This window comes from Tenuifilum sp. 4138str, from assembly GCF_041102575.1.
GTDB lineage: Bacteria > Bacteroidota > Bacteroidia > Bacteroidales > Tenuifilaceae > Tenuifilum > Tenuifilum osseticum.
In genome coordinates, this window is the sequence record NZ_JBGCUE010000005.1 from 130,811 (window position 1) to 144,613 (window position 13,803).

Consider the following 13,803-nt stretch of genomic DNA (forward strand, 5'->3'; position numbering starts at 1 on the left):
CCGACTCATTCCTCAAAAATCAGCCTGGTTGAACTTGCTAATTCATGGTTATTGGGTATGATATTGACCCATTTCCCTAAAATTTATTAAACAGATTTCAAGAACTCAATGTTTTTGGCTATTTTTACCTTAAACCTGTAAATTGATGTTCCACAGGGATAGCTTTAATAAACATAGGGTAAGGGAACTTAAGGTGGGCGAGGTAAAAGGGAAGGGCCCGGTTATCTACTGGATGTCGCGCGACCAACGCGTTGCCGATAACTGGGCGCTTATTTATGCCAAGCTAAAGGCAAATGAGCATAAGGTTCCCCTCCGGGTTGTATTTACCCTTACCCCGGCATTCCCTGCTGCCAATCTCCGTCATTACGATTTCATGCTCAAAGGCCTTGCGGAGGTTGAAAAAAGCCTTGCCCTTGAGGGAATCCCTTTCAACCTTCTTAGAGGCGAACCCGCTGAACAGCTTTGGGAATTTGCCGAAAGGGTTGAGGCTTCGCTTATTGTAAGTGATTTTGACCCGCTTTGGGTTAAACGCGATTGGAAATCGCAGCTTAACCAGCGTATAACCATACCCCATCATGAGGTTGATGCTCACAATGTGGTTCCCTGTTGGTATGCTTCGCCTAAATTGGAGTTTGGGGCGTACACCCTTCGACCTAAGATAAAGAAACACCTATCAACCTTCCTGACCGATTTCCCAGATGTAAAGTTGCAGTGTAAATCGGAACCTAATCTCCATCTTACACGTTGGCACGAGGTGCTGGTTTGGCTCAATGTTTCCGATGAGGTTAAGCCTGTTAAGGCTTTTGAGGCCGGCGAGAACGCTGCCCACGCAATGCTCTCCGAATTTATTTCGCTCAGGCTAAAGGGCTATGCCGAAAAACGTAACGACCCCACTCTCGAGTGGCAATCGAACCTATCGCCATATTTGCATTTTGGCCAGATATCGGCCCAGCGAGTTGCCATTGAGGTGCTAAAGGCACCCGTGCCTGAAGCCGATAAGCAGGCATTACTGGAGGAGTTGATTGTTAGGCGTGAACTCTCCGATAATTTCTGTTTTTACAATCCGGGTTATTCCCGATTTGCCGGATTTCCCGATTGGGCTAAGGAATCGCACCGCATTCACCGTTTCGATGTTAGGGAATACCTCTATACCCTAAACGAATTTGAAATTGCTCACACGCACGATCCACTTTGGAATGCTGCGCAACTGCAGCTGGTAAATAAAGGGAAAATGCATGGCTACATGCGTATGTACTGGGCTAAAAAGATATTGGAGTGGACTACCTGCCCTGAGGAAGCCATGCGTTTTGCCATTTACCTGAACGATAAGTACAGCCTCGACGGCCGCGACCCCAATGGTTATACGGGAATTGCATGGTCAATTGGAGGGGTGCACGACAGGGCTTGGCCTGAAAGGCCAATTTTCGGCAAAATACGCTACATGAACTTTGAGGGCTGTAAACGTAAGTTCGACGTTGAAAAGTATATCATGATGAATCTTGGTTAAACCTTTTGTAGCTTGAAGGTGTTTAACTATAAACCACAATTCCTATGAAACGATTTTTTGCCATTATCCCGATTATTGCATCAGGTATCCTATTAGTTTTTAGCAACACGCTAAGGGCACAGGATAAAGTATCTCCCGATAGCTACGTTTTACTCATCTCCCTTGATGGATTCAGGTGGGACTACCCCAATATTTACAGCACGCCCAATATCGATGCTTTTGGGCAGAGCGGCGTTAGGGCCCAGTCGCTCATTAGCTGCTACCCATCAAAAACCTTTCCTAACCACTACAGCATAGCAACCGGATTGCACCCCGACCACCATGGTATAGTGAACAACTCATTCTATGACCCGGAATTGGGATACTACAGGCTTGGCGATAGGAAAAGTGTTGAAAATGGTAAATTTTACGGTGGTGAGCCAATTTGGGTGACCGCTGAAAAGCAGGGCGTTAAAACTGCATCGTTTTACTGGGTTGGTTCCGAGGCTCCTATTCAGGGCATTCAACCAACATACTGGAAACGCTATGCCCAAAAGGTCCCTTTTACCCAAAGGGTCGATACGGTACTAAAATGGTTCACGCTACCTGTTGAGCAACGCCCCCGACTGGTTACTTTTTACTACCACGAACCCGACTGGGTTAGCCACGATTACGGCCCTGTTTCGCCCCAAACCCGAAAGGTTGTTGAACAGCTCGATAGCCTAATAGGGTACTTCCTAAACCGTCTTTCGGAATTACCAATAGCAGGGAAACTCAACATAATTATTCTTTCCGATCATGGCATGGCTGCTATTTCGTCCCAAAAGGTGGTTAACCTTTCCGATTACCTCGATAAGCAGAATTTCAAGTACATTTCAGGCGGAAACCCGGTTTATACCCTTCAACCACAACCTGAACATTACCAGGCTGTCCTTACCAAGCTAAAATCAATTCCTCACCTAAAGGTTTGGGAGCGAAACGAGATACCCAAACGCTACGTATATGGAAGTAATCCACGGGTAAACGATATTCTGGTTGAGGCAGAGCTAGGCTGGAGTGTAACCTGGAGCGACGATAAGGATAGCTATTCCGGCGGCACCCATGGTTACGATAACCTAATTCCTGACATGCAAGGGATATTCTATGCCAAAGGCCCCGCCTTCAAAAACGGTTATGTTCACCCGTCGTTCCTGAATGTAAATGTTTACACCATATTAGCCCATATTTTGGGGCTAAACCCTGCTAATACCGATGGGAGTATGGAGGAAGTTGCGGGAATGCTAAAATAAAAAAAGGGTGTGAAAAACACCCTTCTTTTTTACTTTATAGGCAAATACGCTGCTCTATTAATATCCTCAACCGATTTTATGGGTTTAGGCGGGTTAAGGTACTGCGCCAGGAACTTATAAATTTTCACCCTGATTTGGCGTGCAGCCTTTGTATCAATCCTATCGAATGAGTGGCCGCCGGGCATATCCTGGAATATTTCGTACTCAAATTTTTTCCCCTCAGCTTTAAGCGATTTAATGAGCGATTCCACCTCAATTACGTAAACATCATCATCGTTGGTGTTGGTATGAATGAGCAGTGGGGTTTTTAGCTTGTGGGCCTGCCATGCAGGTGAGCGACGACGGTACTCATTTATATCCTCCCGGGGAGTTTTTCCAATGTGGTAATCGGCATCGTAGAGCCTACGGTATTCATCCTCGGCATAGCCATAGCGCAGTATCATGTCCGATACAGGCACACCGGCAAAGGCGCAAGCGTAGCTATCGGGATGGTCAAATATATTGTGCAGGGCAATCATACCCCCATGGCTCCAGCCCACAATTCCTACACGGTTTCCATCCACAAAGTCGTAGTTCTCAACCATATAGTTACGGCTGGCAAAAACATCCTCGTTTTCCAACCCGCCATAATCAATTTGTCGCCAGAACGATTGGCCATAGCCTGTGCTGCCACGGTATTCGGGTGCAACCACAATGTATCCCTGGGCTATCATTTCGCGGACTATGTGGGTGTGATATGTGGTAAAATCGGCATGAACGCCCCCATGTGGCAGCACTATAAGCGGGTATTTTTTCGATGGGTCAATGTTACGGGGTATAAAAACATAGGTCCAAAATTTCAAGGGATTTTTTGCACCGGTTTGCTCAGGGTTTCGGATATGTGCTGGTGGTGGGCCGTATATAAAGACTTTGTCAATAAACGCAACATCGCCAAGGCGGTTAAACCATAGCACATCGTCAATCTGTTTCTCAAGAATATCTATTCTATGGTTCAATTCCTCGTTTTCTCTTAATAGCTTATCAACCTTCATATCAAGGTTTTGCTCGGTTTGTGCAGCCAATGGAAATACTGCTATAGCCAGGACTAATGTGAAAAAATATCGTTTCATAGCATTTTTTTATATTGATGCATAAGTGGTTAAAAGGTTTAGTAAAGATAGGAAAATTTATGAAATGGGCAAGAAGAATAGAAAGGGGAGAAGGTAACAAAATATAGGTTCGTGAAGCGTTAGCCGTAAAACGGGATTGTGGTGGAATGACTTGGTATGACTCTTAGTAACTCGTAATGAATCAGAATGAACCTAATTTGGTGTTTTAGTAAGACTGAAGGAAAGTGAGTGATTGAAACCCTGAATCTCCCTTCGCGTGTCGGTACTTTTACCTTTAAAAATCTTTTCTTTTAAATGTAAAGTAGGATAGTACAATAAAGATAGCGATATACAGGCAAGCAACCACAATATTCTGTGTGAGCGATGTGCTGTTATTTATGGCATCAATGGTGTTCAGGGTGTTTGCATCTATTGAGTCGGTTTGGCTGAACTGCTTGGCCATAATGCCCAAGAAATCGGGCATTGGGGTGAGATTTGAAATTATCTTAACAGGTAAAAACTGAGCTGCTGAGTCGGGTAGAAATAGGCGAATAATAGGTTCAATTAACGCAAAGTAAAGCAGGTAAACTATAATGGTAAGGGCAATATTTCTGGTAAGTACAATTATTAAAAGCGCTATGGAAAAGTAGCCAAGCATTTGAATGAAAAGTACCAGAATGTAACCGTAGCCGGTTAAAAGGTTTTCCCAAGAGCTTAGCACAGGGGTTGCAAAAAGCGCAATTAGCGTTACCAGAACAACCACGTAAATGGCAATTAGCATTAGAAGCGATAGCTTTGCCTTAAACAGGTTATTGCGGCTAAAGCCATCGAGTAAACCGCGCCGGTAAGTGCCAAACAGAAAATCGTTACCGCAGAGAATAATGAATAAAAGGGCTAATATAAGGTTAAACCAGCTGGCTAACCAGGCAACTGTACCCCATGTGTAGGGCTTTGAGAGTAATATATTGGATTCTACTCCATTGAAGTTGAGTGTTGCCTTGTTAGCAATTGTTAGAACCAGCAGGAAAAGGATGGCATGGAGCGAAATTAGTACCCAAAAGGTTGCATAACCAAGGGTTTTAATTAGCTCCGCTTTTACTGCTCGTATCATAGGCTGTTTTTTTACTTTCGAACTAATGTAATAAATAGCTCCTCAAGGTTTAGGTTGCGGATTTCGAAAGAGTTAACTGCTATTCCGTGATTTTGAAAATCGGTTATAAAGGTTACCTGATGCTCGCTTTTATTTACAAGTAATTTGAATGAATTACCCACTCTTTCAATAACCTCAATAGTGGGGTTGCTGTTAAGGAAATCAATCAGATTTTCAGGATTCCGAACCTCAACAATTGCCACCTTGGCCGATGTGAGCAGTTCGTTGACCCCACCAAAGGCTTGCAGGTGACCTTTTTTAAGTATTGCCACGTGAGTACAGGTACGTTGAACCTCATCGAGGTTGTGGCTTGCAACTATGATGGATGTGCCTCCGGCATTTAGCTCTTTAATTAGGTTCCGAACCTCAACAATCCCCTCGGGGTCTAAGCCGTTTGTGGGTTCATCAAGGACAATAATTTTTGGGTTACCCAGCAAGGCTTGTGCAATAGCCATGCGTTGCTTCATTCCAAGTGAGAAGGTTGCAACCTTTGCTTTTAGGTTGGGGGTTAGGCCAACCCGCTCAATGGCAGGGAAAATCGCATTATAGCTGATATTCTTAGCCAGTGCGCTGATACGCATATTATCGTAAAGGGAAAGGTAAGGGTAGAATGTGGGTACCTCAATAAGAGCGCCAATCCTGGTGGTTGGAACATGGTTTGGTGGGGTGTTAAACCATGTAAAGTGGCCTGAGGTTGGGTATCGTAAGCCCATCAATATCGATAGTAGTGTAGTTTTACCGCTACCATTAGGGCCAAGAATTCCCAGTACCTGACCTTCAACAACCTCGAGCGTGAAGTTACAAAGCGCTTCGGTTGTTCCGTAGTTCTTGGTTAGATTGTTTATTGACAGTAGTGCATGCATACCCACTTGGGAATTGGGTTAGTTACCCATTTCCGACATGAACTTGATACGCATCAACCGGATTTCCTCCTCGGTGATGTCATCATCGCCAAGGGCAGCCATTGCTTCCTCAATACTTTCGGTCTGAGCCTCGTTACGGAAGTAGTCGAAAATCTCCTCCTGCTTATCCTCGTCAATTACTTTGTTGATGTAGTAGTCGATATTGATGCGTGTTCCGGAATTTACAATGGCCTCAATCTCAGTGAGCAGTTCGTCCATCTCTAGGTTCTTAGCCTCAGCAATATCCTCAAAATCCATTTTGCGGTCGATGCTTTGGATGATGAATACCTTCAGGAGCGATTTGTTTGCCACCGATTTTACAACCATATCCTGAGGACGGATAATTTCCTTTTCCTCAACGTATGCCTTAATAAGCTCAACAAATTCCTTACCGAAACGTCGCGCTTTACCCGCTCCAACACCCGATATGTTCTGTAGTTCATCAATTGTAATTGGGTATTGAATAGCCATATCCTCCAGCGAAGGGTCTTGGAAAATTACGAATGGCGGAAGGTTTAGCTTCTTGGCCATTTTCTTGCGGAGCTCCTTGAGCATGTTCAGCAGCTCATCGTCGGCGGCTCCACCTCCAGCCTTGTCGGGCGATAGCCCAATGGCCTCGTCGTCGTCGCCTTCCTCGTAGCGTTGGTCAAGGGTAAACATTACCTCCTGAGGTTTCTCAAGGAAATCCTTACCCTTTTGGGTAACCATTAGCAAACCGTAGTTCTCAATGTCCTTATCGATGTATTTCATTACCAAGGCTTGGCGGATTATGGAGTTCCAGAACATGGGGTCTTTGTCAGTCCCTTCGCCAAAGGTGTCGAGCTGGTTATGCTTATACGATTTAACGGCAGCGGTAACATTCCCGGTAAGGATGTTTACTATATGGTCAGCCTTGAACTTTTGGTTAACGGCAAGTATGGTTTCCAGAACCATTTGAAGCTCATCCTGCCCATCGAACTGGGTTTTGGGGTTAAGGCAGTTATCGCATGAGTTGCAATTATCCTCAGTGAACTCCTCGCCAAAGTAGTTTAGCAAGGTTTTGCGGCGACACATCGACGACTCGGCGTACGATACGGTTTCGAGCAGTAGCTGTTTGCCTATTTCCTGTTCCGATACCGGTTTACCCTGCATGAACTTTTCCAGCTTCTGGATATCCTTGTAGCTGTAAAAGGTGATACATTGTCCCTCGCCGCCGTCGCGACCGGCGCGGCCGGTTTCCTGGTAGTAACCCTCAAGGCTTTTGGGTATATCGTAGTGGATAACAAATCGAACATCTGGCTTATCGATACCCATTCCAAAGGCAATGGTAGCCACAATAACATCAACCTCTTCCATCAGGAATTTATCCTGGTTCTCGGAACGGGTGCTGGCATCCATACCGGCATGGTAGGGGAGTGCCTTTATACCGTTAACCTTGAGCACCTCAGCCATCTCCTCAACCTTTTTGCGGCTAAGGCAGTATATAATACCCGATTTTCCTGGGTTATTCTTGATGTACTTGATTATCTCCTTAACGGCGTTAACCTTGGGGCGTACCTCATAGTACAGGTTTGGCCTGTTGAACGACGATTTGAAAACCGTGGCATTCAGCATGCCCAGGTTCTTTTGAATATCGTGCTGAACCTTTGGTGTTGCTGTGGCAGTTAGGGCAATTAATGGGGCTTGGCCTATCTCGTTAATAATGGGACGAATACGGCGGTATTCTGGTCTAAAATCGTGCCCCCATTCCGAGATACAGTGAGCCTCGTCAATGGCATAGAACGATATTTTTACCTGACGGAGGAATTGAACATTCTCCTCCTTGGTGAGCGACTCGGGAGCCACGTAAAGCATCTTGGTGGTTCCTGCCATTATATCGTCTTTTACCTTCTGTATCTGCGCCTTGTTTAGCGATGAGTTAAGAAAATGCGCTACACCATCTTCAACCACAAAGCTACGCATATTATCTACCTGATTCTTCATCAGGGCGATGAGTGGCGATATGATTATGGCCGTACCATCCAGTATAAGTGCCGGAAGCTGGTAGCATAACGATTTACCTCCGCCTGTAGGCATAAGTACAAAGGTGTCGTTTCCGGCAAGAACATTCCTAATGATAGCCTCCTGGTTACCTTTGAAGGTGGTAAACCCGAAATACTTGTTCAGGTACTCTTTTAACGAGATTTCCGATGCATCAACTTTCATTTCCTTGCGTTCCCTCTGGGTAGGTATTTAACTTTTGTTAATAGGTTTGTTTAAACAATCAAATAAAAAAACAATACTTTTGCTCTAAGATATACTATTAAATTTAAATTAAGGTTTAGTTTAGCGTCTTTTAACAAAGGATTACAAAAGTAGTAAAAATTGACTTACAATGAACTCACAAATAAAAAGTCTGGCTGTTGAAACCATTAAGTCCGAAGCTGCTGCTATTGAGAAACTTGCAGAGTACATTGACGATAACTTTGAGCAAACGGTTAACGAAATATTTAACGGAAAAGGTAGGGTTATTGTTACCGGTATAGGCAAAAGCGCCATAATAGCAAGCAAAATAGTTGCGACCCTTAACTCTACTGGCACTCCGGCCATTTTCATGCATGCTGCCGATGCCATCCATGGCGATTTAGGAATTATCCAACCCGACGATATTATCATTTGCCTGTCAAAGAGTGGAAACACCCCAGAAATCAAAGTACTTGTACCTTTAATAAAGAATTTAGGGAATAAAGTAGTTGCCATTGTTTCAAATACAGATTCGTATTTGGCCCAAAAGGCCGACTATGTTTTGCGGGCAACCGTAGAGCGCGAAGCCTGCCCCAATAACCTTGCTCCCACATCGAGCACCACTGCTCAGCTGGTAATTGGCGATGCTTTGGCTGTATGCCTTTTAAAGCTACGTGGTTTTACTCCTGCCGATTTTGCCCGTTTTCATCCCGGAGGCTCGCTTGGGAAAAAGCTTTACATGAGGGTTTCCGACATCTTCTCGCAGAATAATGTGCCGAGGGTTCACCCAAACGACCCAATACCTTCAGTTATTATTGAAATTTCGTCGAAAAGACTTGGCGCTACAGCTGTACTGGACGATAACGAAAAGCTCATGGGTATAATAACCGATGGCGACCTGCGTCGTATGCTCCAGAACAACGCTACCATTGAGGGGCTAACCGCCAAGGATATTATGTCCAGAACGCCCAAAACTATCGACCCGCATGAGTTGGCCATTAATGCCTTCCACCTGATGGAGCAGCACAAAATAACCCAGCTTTTAGTAATGGAGAATGATAGATACTTGGGAGTTATTCACATTCACGATATACTGCGCGAGGGTATAGTTTAACCTATCCTTTATTGCCATGAAAAGCAGGTCGGAGATGACCATTCTTGAGCACCTGGCGGAACTACGATTGGTTTTGCTTAAAGTAGTTGTGGCTGTGGTGCTGGCAAGTGTGGTTGCCTTTCTTTTTGGCGATAAACTTCTTGAGCTACTTACGCAGGTTAGTGACCCCAACTTTATCACAAACCAATGGTTATGCAAACTGTCTAGCATTCTAAACTCACCCGATTTGTGCATCAATAGCCATAGGCTAAGTTTTACCAACATTGAACTGGCCGGACAATTTACTCTGCATATCAGGCTGGCTATTTTTGGAGGAGCAATACTTACTGCACCTTATAGCGTAACAGCCATTGCAAGGTTTATTCTACCTGCCTTAAAGGATAAGGAACGAAAGATTTCCATAAAATTTTTAATATACAGCATAGTTCTTTTCATTACTGGTGTGGCATTTGGCTACTTTATTATAGCACCCATAGCCGTTCATTTCCTGGCAAATTACAGCTTGAGCGAATCAATTGCGAACCAAATAACCGTTCAATCGTTCATTAGAACAGTTACGCAAACTGTTTTTGCAATGGGGTTAAGTTTTGAATTGCCTTTAGTAGTTTTCTACCTGACTAAATGGCATATAATTGAGATTGAAGTTTTAAAGCGAAACAGGCTCATAGCTATTGTTGTGTTACTTTCATTGGCTGCCATTATTACACCGCCCGATGTATTTAGTATGATAATTGTAGCTGTGCCGCTATGGTTGCTTTACGAGGTAAGCATTTTTGCTACAAAATGGGCTAAAACTAAGGATTAGCTATGAAACGCCTTTTAACAGTATTATTTATAGCATTTTTTTGCTCTAATTTTGCTCTCGGTCAAGGTCAAATAACCAAGATTAGAGGCAAGGTTTTTGATGCTCAAACTAACGAGCCTTTGCCATACGTTAATGTTACATTCAAGAACACCACCCAGGGTACCATTACATCCGAAAAAGGCGAATTTTTTCTTGAGTCGCGCACAGCAACCGATACACTTATAGTTTCTTTTGTGGGTTATAAACCCGCAATGCTTAGGGTTAAAAAGGGTGTTTACCAGGAGGTATCGGTAAACCTGGAGCCAGAAGCCATTGAGCTTGAGGCAGTGGTAGTTAAACCGGGCGAGAGCCAGGCAAATCGCATTATCCGGAATATCATCGCGAACAAGGATAAAAACAATCCTGCAAATTTTAGCTATAGCTGTAAAAACTATAATAAGATTCAGGTTGATATCAATAATATTGATGAGGATATTAAGAAACGCAAGGTATTTAACCAGTTTCAGTTTATATGGGACTATGTTGATACCAATGCGGTAACCGGTAAAACTTACCTGCCAATATTCATTACCGAGTCGTTATCGGATTACTACTACCGCGCTAATCCAAAGATGGAAAAGGAAATCATCAGGGCTACTAAAATGTCGGGTGTTAACAACGAGAGCGTAGCGCAGTTTACAGGCAAAATATACCAAAGCGTTAATATTTACGATAACTACATCAACATTTTTGACCAGGGGCTGGTGAGCCCTATTTCAAACTCTGGGATGCTTTTCTATAAGTACATTCTGCTGGACAGCATGTATATTGATAACCGTTGGTGCTACCAGATTTCGTTCCGTCCCCGCCGCAAAATGGAACCAACCTTTACGGGCGATTTCTGGGTAAACGATAGCACATGGGCTATTGTTAAAGCCCAGATTAGGTTATCGGATATGGTGAACCTGAACTTTGTGAACGATATGGTGGCTACTGCTGAGTTCATGCCGCTTAACGATACCCTTTGGTTCCCAAAGCAAATGACCCTTTTTGTCGATTTCAACCTAACCGATAAAACAACCGGTTTCTTTGGCCATAAAACAATATCGTACAGCGATGTTAAGCTAAATGCAGACTTTCCCACGGAAGTTGCTGAAATGCCCACCAACCTGAAAGTAGAGGAGGGGGCGCTTGACCAGAAGGACGAGTTTTGGGATCAGGCTCGCCCGTTTGAGCTTACCCCACGCGAGGCAGGAATTTACCAAATGGTCGATTCCATACAGCAGGTTCCAATGTACAAAACATTTATCGACATTATCGATATGTTTGTAAACTACTACTATACGGTTGGTTACTGGGAAATAGGGCCATACTACCAAACCTATAGCTTCAACGAGATTGAAGGGAACCGGTTTAAGGTTTCGGGCCGAACAAGCAATAAGTTTAGTAAAAAGATTATGTTCGATGCCTTTTTGGCATACGGCGATAAGGATGAGCGCTTTAAGTGGGGGGTGGGCTCACTTTACATGATTAATAAAAACCCACGTGAAGCAGTTGGTGTAAGCTACAGAAGCGATATTGAACAGCTGGGGCAAAGCCCCTATGCGCTCACGGAGGATAACATTCTTACGTCATTCCTAAGGCGAAACCCTAACAATAAGCTGACCCTTGTAAAGGACTTTACGGCTTACTATGAGAAAGAGTGGTTTGTTGGCCTATCCAATAAGCTCACTTTTAGCCACCGTACCATTTACCCCACTGAGTTTATACCGTTCACGCCTGTTTTAGGAGGTAACGATTTAAAAAGCATTACCAATGCCACATTCACCCTAAATACCCGTTGGATTAAAGATGAACGCTATGTTTCGGGCGAGTTTGAGAAAGTTAGCCTTGGCAGCAATTGGCCGGAAGTGAACTTTGATATAACCAGGTCAATTAAAGGTTTTGCCGGATCCGACTACGATTTCTGGAAGTTGCACTTGAACTACTACCATAAATTCAATGTCAACCCCATTGGATATGCCCGATTTATTCTTGATGCAGGCAAAATTTTCGGGAAAGTACCTTACCCTCTGCTTCAGCTTCATGAGGGTAACGAGACCTATGCATTTGACCGGTATGCCTTTAACATGATGAACTACTACGAGTTTGCTTCCGACCAGTATGTAAGCCTTTACTATGAGCACCATTTTCAGGGGATATTCCTTAACCATTTCCCGATACTCCGGAGGTTAAAATGGCGCGAGGTGGCTACTGCCAAGTACTTGATTGGGAGCATTAGCAACCAGAACATGCAGGTTCTTCAATTCCCGGCAGGCTTGGGTGAGGTTTCAAAACCTTACATGGAGGTAAGTGTGGGTGTTGAAAATATTTTCAAGGTAATACGGGTCGACGCCCTTTGGCGCCTTACCCATTTGGATAATCCAAATATCCAGCCCTTTGGGGTTCGGGTAGGTTTGCAAATCATCTTCTAAATCTTTAAGCATGGCTTTTGATTTCAATCGGTTCATCAGCAGGGAAAACACATCGTGTGTGAAGTACGATTTAAGGCAGGCTATTTTTGGAAACCCCGACGTTATACCCATGTGGGTAGCCGATATGGATATTCCAACCCCTGATTTTATTATTGATGCTATCCGCGAAAGGTTAAACCATCCTGTTTTGGGTTACACCTTCCGCGATACCGAATACCATAATGCAATAGCTTGGTGGTATAAGCATCGCCACAGCTGGGATTTAAAAGCGGAATGGATTGATTTTTGCCCCGGTGTGGTTTCAGGATTAAGTCACGCTATAAGGGCGTTCACAAGCCCAGGCGATAAAGTAATCATTCAGCCACCGGTTTATCGTCCATTTTTTACAACCGTAACAGGTAATGGAAGGGAACTTGCTTTCAACCCCTTGGTTGAGAACGATAGTGAATACACCTTCAATTACGATTTGCTTGAAAAGCAAGCCTCACAGGGTGCCAAGATGCTAATCCTATCCAATCCCCATAACCCGGTTGGAAAGCTTTGGAGCAAGGAGGAACTCCTCAAACTTGGTGAAATCTGTATCAAGCACAACCTGATTATTGTATCGGACGAGATACACTCCGATTTGGTTTTTGATGGTAAAAAGCATTTCTCAATCGCTTCGTTATCGGAGCAGCTTGCCAGCATTACTGTTACGTTTGCATCAATGAGCAAAAATTTTAACCTTGCAGGGCTAGCCAGCGGCTTTGTTATTATTCCTAACCCTGAGCTCAAGGCAAGGTTTGCAGCTGAGCTGGAGGCAAGCGGAGCAGGTATGGGAAATATTTTTGGGTTTGAGACATTAAAAGCGGCATTTACACCGCAAGGAGAGGAGTGGCTAAGCGGACTCATGCAACATCTCAACTCAAACTGGGAACTGCTCAGCGAGGGGCTTGCTAAGTATGGCAGGGTTAAGATTCGTAAACCCGATGCCACATACCTTGTTTGGGCCGATTTCCGTAACACCAACCTAACCGATGACCAGCTAAATAGGCTTTTAGTACATGAGGCCGGGTTGGGTTTTAGCCCGGGAACTGAGTATGGTGCGGAGGGAAAGGGCTTTCAACGAATCAATATAGCTTGCCCAAATCAAACCATTGAGTTGGCTTTAAAAAGGCTTGCTAAAATAGCACGATACATAGAGTAGCAGGCCAACCGTTAATCAGAGTTAAAAATATTTAATCGTTTCATTGAACCAAAAGGCGTTTACATCGGTTTATGATGTAAATCCTCTTGCCTTTATCCCTTTTTTTGAATATATTTATACTGTAAACG

At 44.0% G+C, this 13,803-nt stretch carries 10 protein-coding genes; 6 read left to right on the plus strand and 4 right to left on the minus strand.

Annotation, left to right across the window (positions count from 1 at the left end; translation table 11 throughout):
- Window positions 1-145 precede the first annotated feature (145 nt).
- On the plus strand, window positions 146-1,507 hold the full coding sequence (locus AB6811_RS06860; RefSeq protein WP_369489703.1) for a deoxyribodipyrimidine photo-lyase: 1,362 nt from the start codon (window positions 146-148) through the stop codon (window positions 1,505-1,507).
- 44 nt (window positions 1,508-1,551) lie between these two features.
- The gene (locus AB6811_RS06865; protein WP_369489704.1) at window positions 1,552-2,775 is read left to right on the plus strand and encodes an alkaline phosphatase family protein; all 1,224 of its coding nucleotides are present in this window, start codon (window positions 1,552-1,554) and stop codon (window positions 2,773-2,775) included.
- Between the two features lie 29 nt (window positions 2,776-2,804).
- Here the strand turns inward: AB6811_RS06865 and AB6811_RS06870 are convergent, their stop codons facing one another.
- From AB6811_RS06870 to recQ, 4 genes are all read right to left on the minus strand, one after another.
- Window positions 2,805-3,806 (minus strand): alpha/beta hydrolase family protein, encoded by a 1,002-nt coding sequence (locus tag AB6811_RS06870; RefSeq protein WP_369489756.1) that lies wholly within the window; start codon window positions 3,804-3,806, stop codon window positions 2,805-2,807.
- Between the two features lie 352 nt (window positions 3,807-4,158).
- On the minus strand, window positions 4,159-4,974 hold the full coding sequence (locus AB6811_RS06875) for an ABC-2 transporter permease (RefSeq protein ID WP_369489705.1): 816 nt from the start codon (window positions 4,972-4,974) through the stop codon (window positions 4,159-4,161).
- A gap of 11 nt (window positions 4,975-4,985) precedes the next feature.
- Complete coding sequence (locus AB6811_RS06880; RefSeq protein WP_369489706.1) at window positions 4,986-5,876, minus strand: ABC transporter ATP-binding protein; 891 nt, start codon at window positions 5,874-5,876, stop codon at window positions 4,986-4,988.
- Between the two features lie 18 nt (window positions 5,877-5,894).
- A complete protein-coding gene (gene recQ / locus AB6811_RS06885) occupies window positions 5,895-8,099 on the minus strand; it encodes a DNA helicase RecQ (protein ID WP_369489707.1) in 2,205 nt (734 codons plus the stop codon).
- A gap of 169 nt (window positions 8,100-8,268) precedes the next feature.
- Here recQ and AB6811_RS06890 point away from each other — a divergent pair, with 169 nt between their 5' ends.
- The 4 genes from AB6811_RS06890 to AB6811_RS06905 are packed head-to-tail and all read left to right on the plus strand — an operon-like array spanning window position 8,269 to window position 13,675.
- Window positions 8,269-9,231: a KpsF/GutQ family sugar-phosphate isomerase gene (locus AB6811_RS06890; RefSeq protein WP_369489708.1), complete on the plus strand. Its 963-nt coding sequence runs from the start codon at window positions 8,269-8,271 to the stop codon at window positions 9,229-9,231.
- 16 nt (window positions 9,232-9,247) lie between these two features.
- Window positions 9,248-10,036: a twin-arginine translocase subunit TatC gene (gene tatC, locus AB6811_RS06895; protein ID WP_369489709.1), complete on the plus strand. Its 789-nt coding sequence runs from the start codon at window positions 9,248-9,250 to the stop codon at window positions 10,034-10,036.
- Window positions 10,037-10,038: 2 nt separating this feature from the next.
- A complete protein-coding gene (locus tag AB6811_RS06900) occupies window positions 10,039-12,489 on the plus strand; it encodes a DUF5686 and carboxypeptidase-like regulatory domain-containing protein (protein ID WP_369489710.1) in 2,451 nt (816 codons plus the stop codon).
- Between the two features lie 10 nt (window positions 12,490-12,499).
- Complete coding sequence (locus tag AB6811_RS06905; protein WP_369489711.1) at window positions 12,500-13,675, plus strand: MalY/PatB family protein; 1,176 nt, start codon at window positions 12,500-12,502, stop codon at window positions 13,673-13,675.
- Window positions 13,676-13,803: the final 128 nt, after the last annotated feature.